The sequence below is a fragment of the Arcanobacterium canis genome, assembly GCF_029625435.1.
Lineage (GTDB): Bacteria > Actinomycetota > Actinomycetes > Actinomycetales > Actinomycetaceae > Arcanobacterium > Arcanobacterium canis.
In genome coordinates this window covers 572,194-595,049 of sequence record NZ_CP121208.1, presented here as the reverse complement: position 1 = coordinate 595,049, position 22,856 = coordinate 572,194, and the positions used below count along the sequence as shown (strand labels likewise).

At 52.5% G+C, this 22,856-nt stretch carries 19 protein-coding genes, 1 other RNA gene and 1 pseudogene; 3 read left to right on the top strand and 18 right to left on the bottom strand.

The features are described 5' to 3' along the window. Window positions 1-488: 488 nt before the first annotated feature. From P7079_RS02655 to P7079_RS02580, 16 genes and pseudogenes are all read right to left on the bottom strand, one after another. Window positions 489-1,485, bottom strand: a pseudogene (locus P7079_RS02655) (IS1249 family transposase). A gap of 352 nt (window positions 1,486-1,837) precedes the next feature. Then, entirely contained in the window at window positions 1,838-2,323 is a 486-nt protein-coding gene (locus tag P7079_RS02650) for a hypothetical protein (protein ID WP_278013290.1), read from the bottom strand. 552 nt (window positions 2,324-2,875) lie between these two features. Beyond that, window positions 2,876-3,257, bottom strand: a transfer-messenger RNA (tmRNA) gene (gene ssrA, locus P7079_RS02645). A gap of 284 nt (window positions 3,258-3,541) precedes the next feature. Further along, entirely contained in the window at window positions 3,542-4,117 is a 576-nt protein-coding gene (locus P7079_RS02640) for an NADPH-dependent FMN reductase (RefSeq protein WP_278013289.1), read from the bottom strand. A 176-nt stretch (window positions 4,118-4,293) separates the two neighbouring features. After that, a complete protein-coding gene (gene smpB / locus P7079_RS02635; RefSeq protein WP_278013590.1) occupies window positions 4,294-4,794 on the bottom strand; it encodes an SsrA-binding protein SmpB in 501 nt (166 codons plus the stop codon). A 154-nt stretch (window positions 4,795-4,948) separates the two neighbouring features. Continuing rightward, a complete protein-coding gene (locus P7079_RS02630; protein WP_278013288.1) occupies window positions 4,949-6,301 on the bottom strand; it encodes a murein hydrolase activator EnvC family protein in 1,353 nt (450 codons plus the stop codon). A 98-nt stretch (window positions 6,302-6,399) separates the two neighbouring features. Next, the gene (ftsX, locus tag P7079_RS02625; protein ID WP_278013287.1) at window positions 6,400-7,308 is read right to left on the bottom strand and encodes a permease-like cell division protein FtsX; all 909 of its coding nucleotides are present in this window, start codon (window positions 7,306-7,308) and stop codon (window positions 6,400-6,402) included. Next, the gene (ftsE, locus tag P7079_RS02620; RefSeq protein WP_278013286.1) at window positions 7,308-7,997 is read right to left on the bottom strand and encodes a cell division ATP-binding protein FtsE; all 690 of its coding nucleotides are present in this window, start codon (window positions 7,995-7,997) and stop codon (window positions 7,308-7,310) included. Before ftsE ends, ftsX begins: the two co-directional genes overlap by 1 nt. Before the next feature lie 130 nt (window positions 7,998-8,127). Continuing rightward, on the bottom strand, window positions 8,128-9,258 hold the full coding sequence (gene prfB, locus P7079_RS02615) for a peptide chain release factor 2 (protein ID WP_278013285.1): 1,131 nt from the start codon (window positions 9,256-9,258) through the stop codon (window positions 8,128-8,130). Window positions 9,259-9,272: 14 nt separating this feature from the next. Further along, window positions 9,273-9,719, bottom strand: a complete 447-nt coding sequence (locus P7079_RS02610) for a hypothetical protein (RefSeq protein WP_278013284.1) — start codon at window positions 9,717-9,719, stop codon at window positions 9,273-9,275. Further along, window positions 9,719-10,156 (bottom strand): hypothetical protein, encoded by a 438-nt coding sequence (locus tag P7079_RS02605; RefSeq protein ID WP_278013283.1) that lies wholly within the window; start codon window positions 10,154-10,156, stop codon window positions 9,719-9,721. The genes P7079_RS02610 and P7079_RS02605 overlap by 1 nt, the downstream gene beginning before the upstream one ends. Beyond that, a complete protein-coding gene (locus P7079_RS02600; RefSeq protein WP_278013282.1) occupies window positions 10,140-10,454 on the bottom strand; it encodes a hypothetical protein in 315 nt (104 codons plus the stop codon). Before P7079_RS02600 ends, P7079_RS02605 begins: the two co-directional genes overlap by 17 nt. Window positions 10,455-10,497: 43 nt before the next feature. Then, window positions 10,498-10,719, bottom strand: coding sequence for a hypothetical protein (locus P7079_RS02595; RefSeq protein WP_278013281.1), 222 nt, complete (start codon window positions 10,717-10,719; stop codon window positions 10,498-10,500). A gap of 27 nt (window positions 10,720-10,746) precedes the next feature. Continuing rightward, on the bottom strand, window positions 10,747-11,622 hold the full coding sequence (locus P7079_RS02590) for a type II secretion system F family protein (RefSeq protein ID WP_278013280.1): 876 nt from the start codon (window positions 11,620-11,622) through the stop codon (window positions 10,747-10,749). Then, window positions 11,619-12,278 (bottom strand): type II secretion system F family protein, encoded by a 660-nt coding sequence (locus P7079_RS02585; RefSeq protein WP_278013279.1) that lies wholly within the window; start codon window positions 12,276-12,278, stop codon window positions 11,619-11,621. The genes P7079_RS02590 and P7079_RS02585 overlap by 4 nt, the downstream gene beginning before the upstream one ends. Window positions 12,279-12,421: 143 nt before the next feature. Then, window positions 12,422-13,657: a TadA family conjugal transfer-associated ATPase gene (locus P7079_RS02580; protein ID WP_278013278.1), complete on the bottom strand. Its 1,236-nt coding sequence runs from the start codon at window positions 13,655-13,657 to the stop codon at window positions 12,422-12,424. Window positions 13,658-13,854: 197 nt separating this feature from the next. On the opposite strand from P7079_RS02580, the gene P7079_RS02575 reads away from it, so the two are divergent. Then, entirely contained in the window at window positions 13,855-14,955 is a 1,101-nt protein-coding gene (locus P7079_RS02575) for a phosphotransferase (protein WP_278013277.1), read from the top strand. On the opposite strand, the gene P7079_RS02570 is transcribed toward P7079_RS02575, so the two are convergent. After that, window positions 14,912-18,376: an ATP-dependent helicase gene (locus P7079_RS02570; RefSeq protein WP_278013276.1), complete on the bottom strand. Its 3,465-nt coding sequence runs from the start codon at window positions 18,374-18,376 to the stop codon at window positions 14,912-14,914. The two genes, P7079_RS02575 and P7079_RS02570, sit on opposite strands and share 44 nt — an antisense overlap. After that, window positions 18,373-21,510: a UrvD/REP family ATP-dependent DNA helicase gene (locus tag P7079_RS02565; RefSeq protein ID WP_278013275.1), complete on the bottom strand. Its 3,138-nt coding sequence runs from the start codon at window positions 21,508-21,510 to the stop codon at window positions 18,373-18,375. The genes P7079_RS02570 and P7079_RS02565 overlap by 4 nt, the downstream gene beginning before the upstream one ends. Before the next feature lie 115 nt (window positions 21,511-21,625). Here P7079_RS02565 and P7079_RS02560 point away from each other — a divergent pair, with 115 nt between their 5' ends. Together P7079_RS02560 and P7079_RS02555 are read left to right on the top strand one after the other, a co-directional pair. Then, entirely contained in the window at window positions 21,626-22,588 is a 963-nt protein-coding gene (locus tag P7079_RS02560) for a DUF808 domain-containing protein (RefSeq protein ID WP_278013274.1), read from the top strand. A 19-nt stretch (window positions 22,589-22,607) separates the two neighbouring features. Further along, window positions 22,608-22,826 carry a DUF3107 domain-containing protein gene (locus tag P7079_RS02555; RefSeq protein WP_278013273.1) on the top strand — a complete coding sequence of 73 codons (219 nt, stop codon included), beginning with the start codon at window positions 22,608-22,610 and terminating at the stop codon, window positions 22,824-22,826. Window positions 22,827-22,856 lie beyond the last annotated feature (30 nt).

Below are 22,856 nucleotides of genomic sequence, written 5' to 3'. Positions count from 1 at the left end.
CTTCAAGGACAGAACGCTCTGACTAAAGAAACTGGTACGAATTCGAAAGCCGTCTTGGAACCACTTCGGCGCGAGCCACGTCTATTCCGTTGCGAGGAATTTAACGTAGTCAATTCGTGAGTTATCAGCGGCTCTTTCCTTCCTGCTAAACCACCACTCAGGATTAAAGCCGTCAATTTCTCGATCAAACGGAGATTGATGATCCACCGTCTGACGCATTTTTACGATTTCGTATTGCACAGATCAATTTTTACAATCGGTGATTGGCATATCTCGCTATATCTTGAGCGGGGAGGGGTTCCTTCTTGCTACAAGCGATAAAACTGGCTGTGTCGCCTATCCATCTCATACTTTTCGGCGCAAGCCACACTTTTTGGCAGTACCCCCTCAGAACGATATCCACGACCCGATCAGCACCTAAAGCGCGCCCACGCACCCTCTCCTGTGCCCATTCCAAGGCTTATTGGCCAAAATGTGTTGGTTTTGGTTTAGTAGGTTTCATGCCATGTTCCGTTGTGGTGGAAGTCGGTCCAGTTCACTGCGGTTCCCGATCTGTTGATTTCATTTTGTGATTGTGAGTGGTGTATTGCCCGGTTAAAGAGGTTCTTTATTTCTTCGTCTGTGCGAGTGTTGATTCCACCTTCGATGAGGTTGGATGTTGCAGGGATTGGATCATCTTCAATGGTGAGCTGGGCATCGAGGTAGGTAAATAACGTTTCTTGCTTTACTAGCGTGTTTAACGTGTTTTTAGCTGTGATTAACCGGTGATGGGTGGGGACTATATTTCCGTTAGGTAGCCGGGTTTGTTCGGCAAGGAAGGCCTTATAAGTAGTGTTCCATGCCGCTAGGCGGCTCATCCATTCCACCGCCTGGGCGTGAGTGTCAATGTGGAGTAAGGCTTTAGCAATAGCGTAGAGGTCGATTCCCGCTTGAGTGCGTGGCCGAGTAGTGGTTTTACGTTTAACGGCGCTAAAGGCATGGAATACGCATCGTTGGATACGTGTCGTTGGCCAGGTAGTTTTCACTGCACTGGCAATACCTTGCCCGCCGTCACACACCACCACGTCAGGGGCTGCGATACGTGAAAAGAGTGCCTTCCAAGCAGCAGTAGTTTCCCCCCCCTGCTACATACCAGCCAAGCACGTGGGTTTTGCTACAAGCAATCAAAATAACGAGTTTATGCCAGAGGTAGATCCCGTCAACGAACACCACATGGTGAACCTCATCAACGAGTGGGTAAACAGGCCATAGACACCAAAATTGTTCGTTACGGCGGCGTAGTGTGCGTGCTTTAGCTCCATGATCTGCCAGCGTATTTTCACCCGTTATGAAGTCTAAAAACGCAGCAAAATCACGAGCTTGGATATTATTGCTCCGGCTCTGGCTAACACGGCAGGCCGGGCATCGAAATCGTGGTTTCCCTGCTCGAGTCGAACCCCATTTCTGGGTCGTGCCGCCACAAATAATGCATCGAGGATTTCCCATCCCTTAATTCAAGCCGACTTCAACACCGACTTTACGGCTTATCCAAGCCAAAAAAATACCGTAAAACCAACACGATATGGCCAACCAAAAACTCAAGTCAAAACGAGTTCAAACCCCACTTTTCACTGATACACCAACAAAAAACAGACCAAAAACCAACACCATCTGGCCTATAAGCCTCATATAAACACAGAAACCCCTTCAAAACCCCGTAATACCAACAATTACAGGATTTTTAAGGGGTTGTTTCGCACTCAACTTTGAATACAAACCGCTGAGCGGGCGCACTGGTGGCTGGCGGGTGCAAAACTTAAAACTCTAACTCATGAGTCGACAATACTGTACATCACACTTACTTATCTTTTGCCTTCTTCAGCGCTTCTTTCCATTGGTGCTTCGACGCACCAATATCCTCCACACGTTCAGTTATTAATTTCTTTCTCTCTCCGTGCCGCTTTTCTATTTTCGTTGGGTTACTAAGTTCTTCCACTCCCCAAGCGCTAGTGAGTAGAGTAAGGACAGCAAGAACAATAGTGGCTATAGATGCCAGCGACCCCACCTTTGTGTCTTCTACCAGGAATTCATAGAAGGAGCTAATGCTTGCAAAAGCGCCGTGTCTCCATCCAACAAATATAGAGAATGCAAGAAAAATTACGGCCACAACGATTCCTAAGCAGGATTTCTTTATCCTGGATGAGAAATTCTCTCGAACCAGCTTGTCACTGTGATTATACTCATCTGCCAGCTCGTTAATATTTAGATCATAAATCGTTCCATTACCAACCGTCTGATTGATAATATTACCGTTTCCAGAGTTATTAATAACATTGGCATTCATAGCAAATCTCCTTATTTTTCTACTTAACTACACTCATACTTAGACAGGGAGAGATGACAAAAATTCCGCACCACCAACTGTATTTTATTTTAAGAGAAATTAAAAAACTGGTAAGTCTGCTGCTAATTTGGTTGATTCCTTGCTTTATGCTGATGTGCTTTGAATTATAGCGGTTTTATGTCATATTGGTCCCGAACTCGACAAGGCTAGTTTTCCTAAAGAGCGTTGCCGACGTTTACGAGCGGTATGCCTTTTCTGTCCATCTGAGATTTTGTAGGCATAGACAACAACATCTTAGGAATTCTCTATACCTTTTGACGCTCCACCCTTATACTTTTCGACGCAAGCCCGTACTTTTTGACGCTTCCACCCAAACACCGCCCAAACCGTCCCGTCAGGTCTTTAAAACTGGTTCTACCACCCCACCGCGAAGCAGCACGCCCTAGCAATAAACAAAGAAAACCCTTCAAAAACCACGTAATACCAACGATTACACGTTTTTTGAAGGGTTTATTTCGCACGCAATTCTTTGTATCCAAAGTAGAGTGCAGATGGTGGAGCTGGGGAGAATTGAACTCCCGTCCGACGATGCAAAACCCAAGTCTTCTCCGGGTGCAGTTCACAAAACGTTGTTTTCGGCTGGAGTGCTCACGTGAACAAGTCACTCACCAACCTAGAAACTTTGAAAGTCCCGATTTGCTCAGTTCCCTAGCAGATCAGCAGTGGCTTTCTAAAACGACGCCAGGAATCCATCCGGAAAGCACGGATGGTCTGACGGACTTCATTTAAATGCGCTCGCGCTCAGGCAGCGAGGGCGAAGTCGTTGTTCTGCTTGTTGGCAGTTATTTTTTCGCTTGGAATCGTTTAAGAGATAACCAAGCATCCTCTACCCGCTTCCCTTCGGCAGTCACCGCCGTCGAAACCGATCAGCCCCGTATTCAGTTGTGAAACAACGTGTCCACTGATACTACCCGCGCCAGTCACGAAAGTCCACCAGTCACGAAAGTCCACCAGTCCCGAAAGTCCAGAGGCGGGTGGACACTCGCTCGCCTGCCTCCGTCCACTGCGCCATAAAGTTTGCTCACCTGCCTCGTCCCGCTGCACCATAAAATTCGCTCGCCTGCCTCCGTCCACTGCACCATAAAAAGTGAGGGACGCGTTCATCACGCGCCCCTCACTAACGGATCCTGTCACACAGCAATCACTGCCGTGGAAGATTCACTTGCCGTTAACGTTAGTCTTCTCAACGAGAGCAGCGAAGCGCTCAACGTAGTCACGCACGAACTTCTCAGTGCGCTCCACGAGCTTGCCGTTATCATCGAAGAGCTCCGGCGATTTGCCCAGGAACACTTCCGGCTGACCCGGCATCGGCATATCGAAGTAGGACAAAGCTAGGCGCAGGTTCTTCTGAGCCGAGTAGCCACCCATTGCGCCAACCGAGTGGGAAATAATGCCAGCCGGACGGTTCTTCCATGCCACATCTGCGTTCGGCTTAGAGCCGATATCCACCGAGTTCTTCAGCACGGCCGGAATGGTGCGGTTATTCTCCGAGGTCACGAAGAGCACGCCGTCAGACGCCTTGATGGTCTCGCGGAAATCTGTGTACGACTGCGGAGTCGGCGCGTCGGTCTGCTCCGGATTATCGTAGTCGAAGTTGTACAGTGGAAGATCACCAATCTCCACGATCTCAGCCTCGAAACCTTCCGGGAACATTCCCAATGCTTCGGTAGCGATCTTGCGAGCGTAAGAACCCGTGCGCAGCGAGCCCACGAGAACAGAAATCTTGTATGTCATAAGAACTCCTTGTTCGAATGTACACCCGGTATCGGGCGCGTCATATCCAGCATAACGTTTAGGACATCAGTCCTATTCCTCCTGACGCCTGATTTCGCCGTTAGCGACATAGCTCTTGTCTCATGACGAAGAGCGAGATTGCATACGCAACAGAACCTTCGACGTCGGCGGTGTCGCTAGCGTTGGCGACGTCGCACCTCAGCCAACGCGCGATCCGTCTCACGCTTATCTTGCTTGCGCTTGAGAGTTTCACGCTTGTCAAACTCTTGCTTACCACGCGCAATTCCGATTTCTACCTTCGCCCGCCCACGCAGGAAATACAGTTCCAGCGGAACGATGGTGTATCCCTTTTCGCGGCTGCGCACCGCAAGCTCGTCAAGTTCATCCTTGTGAAGCAATAGCTTGCGCTTCGCTGTCGGACGGTGGTTCGTCCACGAACCCATCGCATACACTGGAATGTTCATGCCAATAATCCAAGCTTCTCCACGCCGATCTACCTCGATCCACGCCTCCGTCAGCGAAGCACGCCCCATACGCAACGCCTTCACTTCCGTGCCTGACAGCACTAATCCGGCCTCGAAACGGTCGTCGATAAAATAATCGTGAAGTGCCTTCTTATTGCGCGCGATCATGGCTTTCGCATCAGCAGCCGCCTTCGCCTTTTGCGCAGCACTCATCTTTGCTTTTGCCACAATCGACCTACTTTCCTTCAGATATCTCAGTTCCAGTGTAACCGGCGACGGCGTCGGGGCGCACCTGGCGCTTGCGAAACAGATAGCTCTAGCGTTACTGAGAAGATAGCCGTGCCGAGCAAGCCGACACCACGGTAAATCATCCGAAACGCTGAGTGAAGGACGGCAGGCTCATCGGGTTAATGACGCCACCGTTCTTCCATACTTCAAAGTGAACGTGGCATCCGGTCACCATTCCCGTCTGTCCGGTCCAACCGATGACTTGCCCCTGGCTTACCGACTGCCCCACGCGAACATTGAATCCCGAGAGATGGTTTGTCACCGTCACCCATGAAGATCCATGAACAATACCGTGGTTGATGAAGATCTGGTTACCGTGTGTCGAGTTCCCCGCAGCAGGGACGACACGTGCAACGGTCCCATCGGCCGGCGCACGCTGTGGTTCGCCGCACGAGCTACGCAAATCAACGCCGTTATGCATCCACCGGCTTCCGTCGAAGGGATAAATGCGCATTCCCCACGGGCTCGTGACGTATACTGGCGCCGGGACCGGCGGGTGCAGCCAATACCCCGATCCGGTGTTACGCGACGTCGTCGAACCTCCTGAGTCCTGTCTGCCGGACTGATGACGTCTATTTGCTTGAGCAGCGCGGCGTGCAGCTTCTGCAGCTTTTCGGCGATTTTCAGCATCGATCTTGGCAATTTCTGCTGACGTGGCATCACGCGCGGCAGTCACCGTCTGGATATTCTTCTTGAATTCGGCCTTACGACCTTCGAGTTGTTTCGTTTGTTCCTTAAGATCATTTTCAAGCTTTTTGAGCTCTTCCTGTTTGGCCTGCGCCTGCACGCGCGTTTCTTCGCGCTTCACCACAATCGCATCGGCCTTCGCTTTGAGCTCACTGACTTCTGCTTCGACGGCGTCCTGGCGAGATTTTTGGTTCTCACTCTGCGCCGCTGCCTGCTGGAATGCTGTCAGCGACGATGCCTGTGTGCGCGAGATTGCGGACGAAACGAGATACGCATCCAGAAAGTCCTTCGACGACGTCACCCCCACAATCAGCGACAGCGCCGACGGCTGGAGCTGTCCGCGGTAAGTGGCACGAGCAAGCTCACCGAGATTATTGCGGGACTGTTCCGCTTTCTCTTTCGCATCGCTGATCGCCGCGTTGATCTGGCTCAGTTCATCACGCGCTGCACTCAGTAGCGCTTCGTTCGCCTGGGCCTCACGGTTAGCAGCAGCAAGTTGATCTTCAGCTTTCGCTACGGCATCTTGAGCACCAGGAAGCTTGCCCTGGGTTTGCTGAAGCTGCAAATACGCCTTCTGAAGTGACATATCGACACCTTCAAGCGAGGAGGACAGATTTTCGATCTTTTGGTTTTGCTCTTTTTGCTTATCAACCAAGTCAGAGCGGTCATCGGCAAACGCTGGAATAGCGCACACCGACGCTACGGTAAGCGCGAGTGCGGATAGACACGCAGACGTCTTGCGCATATTTCTCCTTTGACTATGGTTTCTCTTTTCGCTCACATGGCTTTGTGCCGGGCAATTGTGGGCTGCATTTCGCGATCACATGAATTGCCGTACCTAACTCAGACTCGGGTATAACGACGAAGCGCGATAAAGGAGGCCATCACGGCCACAACGATGGCGCCAACCACTAAGAATGGTGCCATGAAGAGGACATCCGCCCCGGAAACAACATCAATGATCTGGGATGAGAACCATCGTGCAATGAATACATCAACGGCCACGTAGAGAGCACCGACTGCGAGAAGGGAGCCAAAAAGTGCGGCGATCGCGCTTTCCAAAATGAACGGGGCCTGGATGAACATATTCGATGCACCGACGAAACGCATGATCTGGGTTTCATTTCGTCGGAACATGGCAGAAAAGCGGATTGTGGAAGGGACCAAAAGCAAACCGGTAATGATCATGACGCCCGCGAGGATCCCCGCCACATAGGTTAGGCGGTTGAGCATCTTAAACAGGGGTTCAAGTTGTTCGCGCTGATCGACAACAGATTCCACACCGGGCTGGCCCGTGAGGGCTTCCGCAACGATTTTGTATTGTTCAGGGTTGACGAGTTTGACTCGGTAGGATGCCTGCATCTCATCAGCCGTCAATGACTGGACCCAGTTCGTTCCTTCCATTTGCTTCTGGAAAGATTTGAGCGCATCTTCCTTAGTCTCGAAATACACCTTCTCAACGTAGGACGCCAACTGGGGAGATTTCAAAAGGTTCGCGACAGAGTCGATCTGTTCCTTCGTCGCTTCTCCCCCAGCGCACTGAGCTGAAACTGACTGCGTCGGACACATGAACGCCGAGACTTCGACTTTGTCGTACCAGTCATTTTTCATATTTGAAATCTGACCTTGGAGAAGAACAGCAGAGCCAAGGAAAAGAAGCGACACAAAAGTCACGAGCGCCACTGATGCGGCCATCGAAAGATTGTGACGCAGGCCCTTGAACGCCTGTGAGAGCAAAAAACGAATAGCCATCAGAGGGTACCTCCGTAAACGCCGCGCTCTTGATCACGCACGACCTTGCCATCGACCAATTCGATGACGCGTTTGCGCATCTGATTGACAATTTCCTGATCGTGGGTTGCCATCACAACGGTTGTTCCTTGGCGATTGATGCGATCAAGCAGACGCATAATGCCGAGCGAGGTGTGGCGGTCAAGATTTCCTGTCGGTTCATCGGCAAGGAGAAGATCTGGCCGGTTGACCATCGCACGTGCAATCGCGACACGTTGCCTCTCACCACCTGACAGTTCATGCATACGACGCTTTTCTTTGCCGTCAAGCCCCACGAGTTCCAGCACTTGCGGAACCTGCTTGGCAATCGCATGGCGAGGCTTCCCCGTCACCTTCATTGCAAGGGCGACGTTATCGAACACATTCATATCGGGCAACAGTCGGAAATCCTGAAAAACCGTGCCGATCTGCCGACGCAGATGGGGCACCTTTCGAGCTGAGAGCCCCGCCAAGTCCTTCCCCAGCACGTGAACCGTGCCCGAGGTTGCTCGCTCCTCGGCGACGACGAGCGAGAGCATCGTCGACTTTCCGGAGCCGGAAGCGCCGACAAGGAAGACGAAATCTCCGCGGTCAATATTCAGGCTCACCTGATTGAGCGCGGGTGCCGCACCTTTCTGGTACACCTTCGTGACATTTTCAAACGTGATCATAAACCGTGCCAATACTTGAGTCCACTAACCGTTCCACCTTATGAGGGCAGATGCCTCGATGCGAGAAGACGCGCCGAACCTCACATTGCGTGAGGTTCGGCGCTTACGTTTAAACAGTCAGATGCTGAGATTATTCATCAGCGGCTTTGTTCGATTGCCTCCAGCGAATGCCGGCGTCAATGAAGCCATCAATATCACCATCAAAGACGGAATCCGTGTTACCAACTTCGAAGTTGGTGCGAAGATCCTTCACCATTTGATACGGGTGGAGGACGTAGGAACGCATCTGGTCACCCCACGACGCTTTAACATCTCCTGCCAATTCTTTCTTCTTCGCCTGTTCCTCTTCGTGGCGCAACTGAAGAAGCTTCGACTGGAGAACTCGAAGCGCAGAAGCTCGATTCTGAATCTGCGATTTTTCATCCTGCATCGAAACAACGATGCCTGTTGGAATGTGAGTCATACGGACAGCAGAATCTGTGGTATTCACAGACTGACCACCCGGGCCTGACGAACGGAAGACGTCAATCTTCAAATCGGTTTCAGGAATCTCAATATGATCAGTTGTCTCGATCAGCGGAATCACTTCGACTGCGGCGAAGGAGGTCTGACGTCGGCCTTGATTGTCAAATGGGGAAATACGAACAAGGCGATGAGTACCTGCCTCCACCGACAGGGTACCGAACGCGTAAGGAGCCTGGACTTCAAAGGTTGTGGATTTGATGCCTGCTTCTTCCGCGTAGGAAGTATCCATTACTTTGGTCTTGTAACCATGGCGCTCTGCCCAACGAAGATACATACGCTGAAGCATCTGAGCAAAGTCAGCTGCATCGACGCCACCAGCACCTGAGCGGATTGTGACAACAGCATTGCGCTCATCATATTCGCCCGAGAGGAGAGTCTTCACTTCCATCATAGAAAGATCTTCACTGAGCTTGGACAATTCACCGTCTGCTTCATTTAAAAGCTCAGCGCCCATCTCGGGATCCGTCGTGCTTTCTTCCTCAGCCATTTCGACGAGGGTTGCAAGATCATCGATGCGTGTTGCCATCTTATTGATGCGCTCAAACTCTGACTGGGCATGGGAGAGCCTCGAGGTAACGTCCTGCGCTTTTTCTGGATCATCCCACAAGTCAGGTTTCGCCGACTCTTCAGTAAGAGCTGCGATCTGGCCTTTGAGGGCAGGAATATTCGTCACCGCTTCGATCTGATCGAGAACACGGCGTAAGGATGCAATTTCTGTTTGAAAATCTGTGGCCACGGCTTCATCCTACGCTACGCGGAGGTCATCGTGCGGAGCCGTGCCCATGAAATCACATTGACACGCACCTCATCGACAGCACCTAAAAAACTTGGAACGAGGGGCAAACGAACCGTTTGCCGCAGTTCTACTCCGATTTTATTTCCGTTCACGCGCACACTCACAAGATCGGCTTGACTGTGGCGGGCTTGGAGAATTTCGTATGCACGGCCAGTTAATTCTCCCGCATCGTAGCTGAGAGGCGGAGGGCCGGCTTGAGGGGAATAATAGGATCGATCTGAAATTGAGGCTGCTAGAGAGAGCGCTACTTCGTCAGCAAGCGTGTAAAGCTCTCGACGACCTTGATGCAAAGAAAGAGAGCTGGCAACGATAAAAACCAGCATGATCGTCAGTAGCCACACACCGATCCCCATCACAATCATGTTTCCTGGCTCTGTGCGAACCTGACCACAGTTTCTCATCAGCGCGCTCCTCGATGTTGATCAACGTCCATTGAGCTCGATGCTGTGATGGGGACGTTGACGCCGATGAATGGCAATGCCACATTCAAATTCACCTGTGCCGTGACCACAGCGCCTGGGCTCAGACACGGGTGTGCCGAACACTCGAAGGTGATGCGAGCTGGTGGCAATCCGCGATCAGAGACAACCCGGTTTCCTGACTGCTCTCCATCGACAAACCCCATTTGTGACGTCGGGGCGCGCACGAATGCTCTCGCAGATTCACGTGCGGCAGCGGCAGCAGCAAATTGATTGGTTGCCACGGTTGCAATCCCGACTATAAAGATCAGCAAAGGCAACAAAATTCCACCCAGCACTCCAATAAATTCCACGATGGCGTTACCTTGTTCAGTAGCTGGCGAAGCACAACCAGACGTCTTTTTATTCTTTGCGGACACTCGCGCTCACCTCAGCTTTCGTTCCCAAAACTGACGGCAGGGGATAGTCAACACCGATGCGCAGTGTCATCACTTCTCCGCTTTCTTCACTTGTCACAACAGCTCTCAGGTAGGGGCCAAGCGTGGCGGCAAGGAGTTCGCGTGCGCGCTGCCGCCCAATATCAAGTGAGCTCCCATCAAGAGATGCCAGACGTGCTCCTTCGAATGCGCAATCTCGTGCGACGCCGTGGATGTACCATGCGGTCACTGTTGAGAGCAGAAGGTATGTCACAGCCAAAAGCATCACAATGGTTGTCATAAATCCGACTGTGGCATTGCCCGGTTCACAGCGAGCAGACGCGCTACATTTGCGTAACACGTTGAATCGCATTATTGAAGAGATCCGTCAACGCGGGACCCGCCGTCGTCCAAATGAGGACGACCAAGGCTGCCGTCATTAGCGTGATCATCACCCAGCCAGGGACGTCCCCTTGCTCAACTTTGTTGCCCCTTTTTATGTCCAGACGAATCAGACGTTGGCCGTACTTCTTCACCGTGGCAAGACGTCCTAAAAATGTATGCATTACTCTTATCCCTTTCTCATGGAATTGTCACATCAATGACAGCGCACCAAGCGCTGGAAAAATAGTGAAAACAACAGTGATCGGCAAGATGAAGAACACCACCGGAATCATCATGGCAATCTCAGCTTTTCCTCCTTTTTCGAGGAGTGCGCGGCGAGCTGCGTCGCGCGAATCACGTGCCTGCGCATTGAGCGCATGTGCCAAGCCACTTCCCTGCTCCATGGCATTTACTGTTGCATCAACGAAACGTCCAACACTGGGATTTCCCGAACGATTGCCCATGTCTTCCAACGCAGCTGATAGCGGCCGTCCAGCGTGTACATCGTCAAGCATCTTCATCAATTCATCTCCGAGAACACCTGCATGAATCTGAGCAACGCGTTCAATCGCAGCTCTAATTGATTCGCCCGATCCGACAGCGAGCGCCATCAGTTCAACCGCATCGGGTAGCTCGCGTGTGTATGCCTCGCTTCGTTTTTCTACTTTTCGTGTCAGCTGTGAGTCTGCTGCGAGCATCGCACCCAGGGCGCTAACAACAACCGCAACCAGGCATATCGTGACAGGTACACCACGAGCAACAAGAGTGAAGGCCACAATCACACCAATCACGGTTCCGAAAGTTGCCCACTGGAGTTGTTGGAGGCGGAAGTCTCCCACAGTAAGCTCCCCAAAGACATTGAGTCGTCGTTCAACTGAGGCACGAGTCGATCCCAATGTTTCAAGTAGCCTCCACACAATCGCGTACGCACGGGCACCACGACGCCGACGAGGTTGTATCCGCGAGCGCGTGGCAACATGTGGCAGCACTCGCGCAGTGAAGAGAGATGGACGAAACACCAGAACATCGATAATAAATGCGATTCCAAGCCCGATGGTGAGACCTGCTCCTGCTCCCCAGATCATGCGGTCACCTGCTGACGGATGAGAATTCGTTCTTCGTGTGGAAGTCGCCCCAAACGCACCATCAATCCGTATGCCACCACCGTGGCAATAAAACCTGAGATCAGCACGCCGATGCCTGTTGGAGTCGAATAGGCTTGCACTGTCCCTTCCCGTGTTGAAAGCAAGAGAAGAAGTAACCAGGGTGCAGCCGCCGCCAACCGGGCTCCATTGACTGTCCATGATTGCCGGGCGAGAAGTTCTCCGCGAGCTCGATTCTCCTCGCGGACTAAAGACGCCAATGTTGACAATGATTTACCCAGATCTGCACCACCTAACGTCGCAGCAATCCTCATCGATTCGATCACTCTGTCTGCCAATGGATCGGCAAGCTTTGCCTTTACATCGTCAAGGCAAACATCGAGCCGGCCAGTGGCGCGTACGGCGTAAGAAAAGTGCGCAAATGGCTCACGCAAGACCTCTGGCCCTCGGCTACCCAAACCTCCCAGTGCCTCACCAACTGACAGCCCAGAGCGAATCGCAGACACAACTTCGTCGAGTGCCTCCGGCCACGCTGAACGCATCGCTTCAGTCCGACGTTGGCGAGCTCGCGCCGCGAGAGTTCGAGGGATGAAGGCGGCTGCAACACTGACGACCATCGCAAAAACCGTAGACCCCATGATGACAAAGCTCAAACAAAACGTCACCGCACTCAAGCTGACAGCAGGAAGTTGTCTTCGCGCACGTCGTACCAGCTTCTGGCTATAGCGCCATGGCCGTGGCTGTATGATCGCAAGTACAAGGGCATTAATGCCGAGCGCAATTAGACTCCCAACGGCGAATCCCATTGTGTACCTCCCAATGAATGGCCAGCGTGTTCGAAGAGTTCAAGCTTCGGTACCTGCCCGAGCCCACGCACAAGCCCACGTCCACGGTCGATAAAAAGTTCCGAAATCTCCACAGTCGAACCTTCGAGACGACCCGTTAGACCAACAATTTCGGTCACTTTGCGTTGTCCTGACCGCTCTCTTTTGACGTGAACAACGATGTCGATACTTGATGCCACGGTGGGAACAACAAAATCTGAACTGACGTTTTCTCCTGCAAGGAGCGGAAGGACACACAATTTATTCACGGCCTCACGTGCAGAATTTGCATGGACTGTACAAGCTCCAGGGATCCCTGAGTTGAGCGCGATGAGCATGTCGAATGCTTCAGCTTGGCGAACTTCTCCAATCACGATTCTCTCTGGCCTCATTCTCAGGGCCTCTTTCACCAGTCGCCGAAGAGTAACTTCTCCACGTCCTTCGATATTGGCGGGTCGGGTTTGCATCGCCACAACATCGCGATGATCAAGGTGAAGTTCGAATACTTCTTCTGCGCTGACAATGCGTTCACGTGAGGGAATTTCTCCGAGGAGCGCTCGAAGCATCGTCGTCTTTCCAGCCTGAGTTGCACCTGAAACCACGACATTGAGGCCCGAATCCATTGCTGCTGAAAGAAATTTTGCAGCTTCGCCAGTGAGCATTCCACGTTCGACTAGCATGTCGAGGCTGCGCGCTTGCACCACGTATTTGCGAATATTCACGCTCCAGTGTTCGCGAGTAATATCTGGGATCGCCACGTGCAAACGTTCACCGGAATGCAATGCCGCATCCACAAAAGGCGATGACAGATCTAGCCGTCGTCCGGATGCGACAAGCATTCGTTCAACGAGTTGGCGAACTTGCTCCGGGCGCAAAACAATCGACGATAGTGTTGGCACGCCACCCTTGGAATAAAAGATTTTCGATGGCGAGTTGATCCAGATCTCTTCCACCTCAGGGTCATCAATGAGGGGCTGAATTGCCCCAAACCCACCGATATCGTCACGCAAGAGGCGTCGCATTTGCTCATCGTCAGTGATGGGATCGACACTGCCTGCAATAGTGAGTGTTTCGTATTCTCCCACTGCGGTATCGATCAGAGCGTCAAGGCGCTGTGGATGACGCATCGGATCTATCCGCTGCTCGCGCACCATTTCGCGTACACGGCGGTCTAGCCATTCTTGTGCCCCCATATGTTCACCTCCATGCACAGCTTATGGAGTGATGAAAAATCAACTGGGGAGTTTTCCACCGCCGTGGAAAACTCCCCAGTAGTCGGTACTTAATGTGGTAATAGGCCCAGCACCCAAAAACTCAAAACCGGCTAAAATTGGCGTTTTTACCGCGTGTACACCTGCGCGAAATTACTGAAACCGATAGGTTGAAAGGCGTGAAGACGTCTCCTCTACATCTTGCTGCCCTTGCTGTATGTGCCATCGATGGACTCGAAGCTGTTGGCACACGCGCCCCCTACCGACGCACACCGGATTTTCAGTTCGGCGGCGTCATCGATGCTCAAGGACGCAATTGGGTGGTGAAAGTTCCTCTCCACACTCACGCTGCCACGACACTCGAGGCGGAAGTTTCGGTTGCAAAAGCTCTAGGGAAGGAAGTCAGTGATGGCAATCTTCCCTTCGATATTCTGCGGCCTGCAGGTTTTGCAAAAGTGGAAACTGGACGTGCATTGGTCTTCCCGTCCCCCATCGGTAAACCACGTCGTTTCGACAACCTTGGTGACCGCGCGAGCCACGAACTCGGGCGTACGCTCAGCGCTATCCATCACTTGCCAATCGACGTCGCAACTCGCTCTGGTTTGCCCGTCTACGACTCTCAGCTTCTGCGAGCTCGTTTACGTACGGAGCTGTCCGACATTAACGAACGTTCACCCCTACCGCCCGTACTCATGCGACGTTGGGAAGGCGCAATTTCACGTGATTCACTGTGGAACTTCCGCACCGTCTTCGTCCACGGAGACGTCGCCGAAGAGAACTTCTTCTGGTCGAACGGTTCCGTCACCACTGTCGTCGGGTTCGGCGACTCCCACGTGGGTGATCCCGCTGAAGACTTCGCTTCACTCGTGACGATTCTCGACGACGACGAATTCGCGGCCACCGTTGAATCGTACGGAAACGGGTTAGAGTCTGATTCCTCTTTTATGACTCGCACGATTCTCCTATCCGAAATCGCACTTGCACGCTGGCTCGGGTTCGGCGTACGCACCCAAAATCCGGATGTCATCGACAATGCAAAAACGATGCTCGCGGACTTGGCCAGTGACATTGCCAACGACCCCGAACTCGCTACGGGGCCAACGTGGGAAGAGGAACCGGTGTCCAGCGACGCCAGTGACGAGTTTGAAGACGTTGACGACGCCAGCTTCTCAACTGTTTCCGACGACGCCCTCCCTGCAGCCAATGTCCATCCAAACGTTTCACCCTCAGGTGACATCACTGATGGGGTTGGCGAAGAACCGTCGAGACCTTCTCGATGATTCTGTCTTCATCCCACTGCTGTGGTCGGAAATCCCGAGCAAGCTCGTCTTCTTCTCCGAGATAGTAGAACGCTGAACCAATCTGATCAAGGGGGATATTGTGCGTCTTCGACCAGACCAGCCGGTAGAGCTGTAACTGCAGCACACGTGCGTCAAGGAGATCCGAATTGGGACGTCGTCCTGTTTTCCAATCGACAATTGTCACCGGAGAGTATCCCCTCATCGTCGAAGTATCAAGCACAGCGTCGATTACGCACCGCACAGTGGTATCTCCAATACGCATTTCACATGCTCGTTCAACAGCTAATGGTGCAACATTCGAATAGGGAGAATCATGGAACCGGCTGACTAAAATTTCCACTCGTTCATCACTGAGCTCATCAGCTTCTTGATCCCACACCGCATCGAGATCCAAGGTTGCGGGTGCTTGAAAATAGTGGGCAATTTCCGCATGGACTTCAGTACCGACGCGAGATGCCCGCGAAGGCTTAAGCGGAATTGGTCGAGCAAGATTGCGCCAAAAGCTCTCTGCATCCGATGCTGCAGACACCACATCCGAAGCAGTGTAGTGAGGCTTATAGGCATACTGGTCTTTGAGAGGGTCAGGGATGAACCCTGCTGTGATGTTCTTCCAGTCCGAGATCATCGATTCGCGTTCCTCATCCGTGAGTTGAAGAGAACTGCGCGGATTGGTGGTAACGCGATCGAGTGATCGGTTCACATCGAGGGGCCATTTGGGCTGTTGCTGTGTACAGACAAGTACCGGTTCACCGATTCGAACCGATGCCAGATCGACGTCCTTTGCCCAGCGGGTAAACCGATTTTCGTCCCGTGAAATAACATGTTCATGGCCATGAGTGGGCAAGAGTTTCTCAACATCAGCTAAGAATTGTCCTCGATCTGAAGGAATAAATTCTCCCTTCTTGTGGAAGTTATCAGCGAATTTCTTCGCACTCTGGAGATCTGCGAAATCGTAACTTGCCAGGATCAACACCTGTTTGGGACGAGTGAAAGCGACGTAGGCGAGGCGACGTTCTTCACTCGCAGCATGTTCAGGAATATCCTCGTAACGATAACGAGCATAATCTGTGGCTATGTCTGCAAGTAGTGAGGCTAACATCTGCCGTGAGTGCGCGTCTTTGTCGCAGCGATAGCGCGCAGCAACGCTGGCGAACTCACCTGGTTGAAACCGTCCAGCAAGCGTAAAGTCTGGCAGATATTCACGATCTTGCCGCAATGGATAAGGCAAGAGAGAAGCCGTTGTTTGCCATACCTGATAGGAGTATTTTTCGGTATCAAATTCTTGATGGTTCATTTCTGGAACGCCCACGACGTCCCACTCAAGTCCCTTCGATGCGTGAACAGTCAAGACCTGGACGACTCCACTTTCCGGCTCGATGTCCTCATCGATGAGAGGTACCTCCACCGAAGACGAATCTTCAGCTTGGTTTTCTTTTTCCTCAACGAGGTCAATCCACTCAACAAATCCTGCCAATGTCGGTGTTTGTGCGCTCGTTGCATACTGATGTGCCAACGTCACAAAAGAGCCAAGGGCGGACATCGTCCGATTTGATCTACGCATCGCACCGGCATACATCTCAAGATCGAGAAGATCGATTGCGGCGTGGACAGCTTGAGGAACACTATCAAGGCGTGCTTGTCGCATCTGTTCCAAAATTTTTGCCAGACGGAGTAAACGGGTACGTCCCTCGTCACTCAGATTCATTGCATTGGGGTTCTCGTTCAGCCAAGCGAGTGTTGCAACAAGTGAACCTGTGTCACTCTCACGAGTGATTCGTCCGAGCTCACGCACGTCCCATGCTCCAATCGCAAAAAAATTCATCAGTGGAACAAGCCACGAATTTCGCTGCGGGTTCACTGTCAGTGCGAGCAGAGCGCGCACCAAAACTACCTCTTTTCGCTCCAGCAGTGACTGCCCACCCACGACTTCGTAGGCAACTCCCGCTTCTTCCAAGGCCGCAACCATCGTGGGGATGTATTTGCGCTTTCGACACAAAATAGCAGCAGTTGCCAACGGCGCCCCGTTCTCAACACGGCGAGAGTCAATATTCCCCATAGCGTCGCGAATTTTTGCGACCAGTTGGCGTGCAGAATCTTCACGCAATGGTTCGTGAATCCATTCCACTTCGCCGTCGTGTGCTGAAGTAGGTGACACGAGCTCCTTCACCCTCAGCCTCTCGCCATAATCCAGCTTGCCCCGTTGTGCGTGGGTGAGAAGGTTCGCTACGTCAAGAATCGTTCGTCCGTTACGGAACGCTGTTGAAAGAGTCAGGCGCGCTGACGACGAGACAGCGAAATCTCGAGTGAAATCTGATAGTGCGTTCGCCGAGGCTCCTCGCCATGAATAAATTGCCTGATTTGGATCTCCGACAGCACAAATCGATCGCCACTGCGAGCCACTGTCACCACCAAATGCCAGATTCAAAAAACGAGCCTGATTGACAGATGTATCTTGGTACTCATCTAAGATAATGAGTTTGTAGCGCTTCTTGAGGTCATCACGAACACGCTCATTCGTTTCGAGGATCGCACTCGCCCACGCAACTTGGTCAGCGAACTCGGCAACAGAATGCGCTTTCTTGTAGTCAAAATACTTTTCCACGAACGCGATCAAGCTGAGACGATATTCAAACTTTTCTCCCAGAGCTTTCAATTCCGTCCATGCTTTTTTCGCCAGATCCGCCTGGCCGCCGCCAGAAGTAAACGTCTTGGGCGGTACACGCTGGACTTCACGCAGTTCGCTGGCATAAGCGAACTCACTGTGAATCTGTGCGCGTAGGTCTTCAGGACTGACGCCATTATCGATGAGAGCAGATGAGAGGGCAAGCGAATCAGAAATAATACTTGAAATAGCGCGGAGCGCGAGAGGGGAATCGTTGTTCGCAGGATCAAAACCAGCCTCACGAATCACCTCATTCATCGAATCAGTGACGATTTTTTCCATGATTTGCCAACGTTCCGCCTCCTGGATCAGCCGCGAACGCGGATCTTCACCAATCAACATGGCATACGATGAGGCGATCTGTGATGCAAAGGAGTTGTAGGTCAGAATGGTCGGACGCGCGGTGGATTCATGCATAGCGTCGGCAATATCGTCACTGTCTGCAGCACTATTTATCTCGTTTCCAAAGCGCGCTTTGACCTTGTTCAACTGGCTCATGACGCGGGTTGCAAGTTCGCCTGCTGCCTTACGGGTGAAGGTCAGACCGAGTACTTCGTCTGCTTTGACATTCCCTGCTGCCACATGCCAGGCGATGCGCTGTGACATTGTGGCAGTTTTACCGCTTCCTGCTCCCGCAACAACGATGATCGCTGGTTCATCACTCAAAATGACTTTTTCTTGCTCAGGGGTGGGTGGATAATCAAAAAGCGAAACAAAATCTGAATAGGTTACTGTCATTCGAACACTCGCTTTCCACCCTGGGCTGGGCATATAGAGAAGTATCGGCATTTCGCACAGGCATCGCAGGTGCGTGCTTCAATATCAGGACCAGCAAGAAGTTCTGCCGCTGTGCGGATCATATTTTCAGCGAGAGTCATTCCGCTAGGCCCGATTTCGAGTTGCTCGTCATCACGGAATGATTTTGTCAGCTTCGACATGCGGATCAAGTGTGCCCCCACCGAATGCGCATCGGATTCACCCTCAACAGCACCGGTGTTCACCAACCATTGATAAATAAGCATCTGAGGATTGGTCTGTGCCAAGGCGATGGCGGGGAGGAAATCGCCAGTCTTAAAATCGACAACGCTCCAATTTCTTCCACCCTCATTTTCCAGACGGTCGATCTTTGCCGACACCCTGATTCCGTCAAGGTTGCTTCGAGCTGTAGTCTCAACTTTCACCGGGCGTCCATCAAGCCTCTCACGTGAAGCATTGAGATAGCTGATGAGCAGCTCGACTTTATGTTCTGCTCGGCTTTTCAACCGTTGAGTATGCACGTCATCTGGAAATGAAAGTTCATTCCAGAGCTGTTGGAATCGCGAGCGAATACTGTCTGCTCCGCCTAGCGGAAATTCCTCAGCCAATTCATGAATGAGTGTGCCGATATCAGCCTTCACGGTGTCCTGCTGGTCGCGAGCTCCTACTCCATTAAAAAACGCCTTCAACGGGCATTCGAGTGCGGCTTCCACCGTCGATGGTGAGACAGATATTTGGCTTGTCTGGCCTTCTCCAGAATATGCGTATGTATCCACCCATGAATGTGGATCAGCACTCGTAATTCCTGCATCATTGAGCTGAGCCAGCACAGCTTGAGCACCACCGACTAATACAGGATCGGGCAGTTCGAGCACTTTGCGCATATGCCCGACGAAGTTATCCACACCATGAGGGCGGTACTCACCAAGCATCAGCACAGTATCGTCGCTCGGCTTCTCGATACTGAGAATGTCAAAGAGGCGCGACGGAATGTCTTCATCTGAGGAAAGCGCGGTAAGGAGCACATTCTGGCGAGCGCGCCCAAGGGAAAAATGAAACAAGCGGAATTCGTCGTCAAAGACGTCAGACACAGTCTGTTTCATCGGTTCACTGCCCAACATCTGTCCGACAACAACTGACACAAGGTCTTCAACCTTTGTCAGCGGATGCCGCGTGCGCGTATTCGGCCACGACGAATCATTAAGTCCGGCAATGACAACGCGGTCGAATGAACGCCCAATCAAAGCCGACGGCGTGGCAATGGTGACTTCGCCTGTGCCATTTGCACTTCGTGCGATGGAATCTTCAGGAAGATCTTGGCTTTCAATCACATCAAGAAACGATTCAATTGAGGCAGCGAGCGGGTTTCGATCGGTCAGTCTTTGCGCCACTCGGAATAACTGCATCACTGCATCGAGATCAGCATTCGCAGTATCTGCATTTGGATGGTCAGATACGGCGATTTCCTGCCATTTTTGAGCAACCCCTGCGCTCTCCCACGCTTCCCACAGCACTTCTTCCGCATTAGACCGACGCCGATACGCGCGACGCACCCGAAGCACGATCGCCCTGGCACGGCGAAATTCTTCAACGTGAGAAATCGGGTCATGAGTTCTATCCTCAAGCAACGAATGAAGTAGCTCATCATCAGAACGGATGGCATCATTCGAAGCGACTTTAAGTTCCCACCCATGAAGTTCTTTTCTCAAGGACAACAGCCGTAACGGATCAATCCCCATCAGTTTGCCACCCAGAAACCTCGCCACCGTACGGGCATCGATATCGCCAGGATCGCAGATCGCGATTCGCACCAGTTCGAGTAACGCACTCACTGCGCTTTGTTGACGAAGCGGCAGCCCAGAGATCAACGGCGCGACAGGGATCCCCATACGCACAAGCGCACTTCTCCACGAACTGTGCATCGAACGCGAGCGAGTAATAATCGCCATATCGGAGTAGTTCACCCCGTCATTAACGTGAGCATGACGAAGCCATGCCCCGATATAACGGATTTCTTCATCCGAGTTAGCAAAAAATTGCGATTCGAGCTCACTGTGTGGGCCACATAGCTGCGCTTGCCGTTGGAGTGCAGTGCTCCCCACATGGATTGCTTGAGCACTTTGTTGTAGCGCGGTTCCTAGTATTCCCCCCGATCGATATCCAAAATCGAGAACACATCGTGTCGCTGAGCATCCGCCCTCGCTTACCGGACGCTCCACAAGGGCACCGAAATGCGCCACACCTCCACGGTAGCTCTGCACAGCTGCGTCAGGATTGGAGAATGTCACAATTGAGGCGCCGTCTGCCTGGAGCACACGAAGCAACTCGAGGACAGCCGCCGTCGCGTCAGAAAGGTCGTCAACAAAGACCCACTCCCACGTCGGTTTTGACCCGCCGATACTGGATCCTTCGTCGCACTTCACGGTTTCATCCCAATGAGCCAGATGCGCACTTGCCTGCGCAACGATTCGGGCGTGGTCTGCACGATCTGGAGCGCCTGGCACGGAGGACGCTTCAAGCGCCAACGCTCTGTCATAGATACGCATGACCTCTGCGCCAACCTCCCAGATAGGCTCTCCATACGTCACACCGATGTCAGCAAGTTCGTCACTGCTGAGCCCAAGTTCGCTCGCGCGAGTGATGAGGTCACGAAACTCTGCGCGAAACGCCGGCAGGTGCGTAATTCCGACACTCGTATCGATTCCTGCCTGGGCAAGAAGTTTGCCCAGCTGCGGGTGTGGAGAGTCAAAGATTGCTTTGAGATAGACGTCCTGATCAGGGCCGGAAATTAGCTGCGGTTCACTGCGGCCAACTGCCTGGGCGAATGTTGACACGATCTCAAAAGCGAAAGCAGACACCGATTTCACTGTGAGATTCTCTCCGGCTACGCCCACACGTGAAGTGATGGTATTACGCAACTGTGTTGCAGCACGTCGATCAGGCGAGAGCACCGCAATACGAGCGGCCGGATCGCCGTGGAGAATCTGCGCGACCTTCTCGATCAGAAGGGACGTTTTTCCGCTTCCAACCGTGCCAATCACGCTCACAGCTCTGTGCGGCTTCATCGCCGCGAGCGCCGCACACTGTGAGTGATCAAAAGTGATGTCGTTGTCCATAACTCAACTCTATCGAGGGGTATGACAAAAAATAGCGATCACTTTCAAATCTGCTTCATGTCCCTCGTCATGGCACTGCTATGGCACACTAAGGATCACAGAACAAGGAGGACACATGGCACTCGGTCTTGCAGCACTCTTAGACGACATCGCCGCACTAGCAAAAGCTGCCGCAGCAAGCGTTGACGATATCGCGGCCGGCGCCGCAAAAGCCTCAACCAAAACTCTTGGCGTGATCGTCGATGATGCCGCGGTGACCCCACAGTATGTCGCTGGCATCGACCCCAAACGTGAGCTTCCGATCATTAAGAAAATCGCTGCTGGGTCACTGCGTAACAAGCTCGTTTTCATCCTCCCTGGCGCACTGCTCCTGTCAGCTTTCCTTCCCCAGCTCCTCCCCCTCATTTTGATTGTGGGCGGTTCTTACCTCGCTTTCGAAGGCGCAGAAAAAATCATCGAACGCCTCGCTGGCCACCATGATGAGACACCGGCGTTCCAACAAGGAGCCGACGCCGAAACACAGATCGTGTCGAACGCTGTGCGCACCGATTTCATCTTATCGACCGAGATCATGGTCATTGCATTATCTGAAGTCACCGATGAGCCACTATGGATGCGAGCAATTATTCTCGCTTTCGTTGCGCTTCTCATCACAGCCCTCGTGTACGGCGTGGTGGCACTCATCGTGAAAGCCGACGACGTCGGCCTGGCCTTGTCCGCACGACGCTCGGTTCACGCTCGCCGCACCGGGCGCATCATCTTGCGCGCCATGCCTGCTGTCATGACGTTCCTCACCGTTGTCGGCACGCTTGCGATGCTCTGGGTTGGCGGGCATCTCATTGTCCAGGAGCTGGCGCATCTCGGTTTCACCTGGCCAGCTCACACCATTCATTCCGCCACTTCATTTATTCATACCGTCGGCTTCCTCGTCTGGCTGATCGAAACAGTATTATCCGCCGTCATGGGCTTCGTCGTCGGGGCACTCATCACTGGCATCGTGGCACTGGTTGCACGCTTCGCTCGGAGGGAAACCCACCATGCGAACGAGACATCCGCCCACGGTTCCTCGCTACAATAACGGCGAACAAAGGAGAAACATGAAAGTCACTATTGGTGTCAAAGACGCCCAAGGCGAGATTCTTGTTGATGTCGATAAAAGCGCTGACGAGATTGCCAACGCTGTCAAGGATTCGTTTACGGGGCCTGCCCTCGAACTCACGGACACGGACGGTACTCGCGTGATTGTTCCGTCGAGCTCAATCGGTTACGTCCAGATCAAGGATGTTCCTGAGCGCAAGGTCGGATTTGGCTTCTAATCAGCGTGATTCGGAGCTTCGGCAGATTTC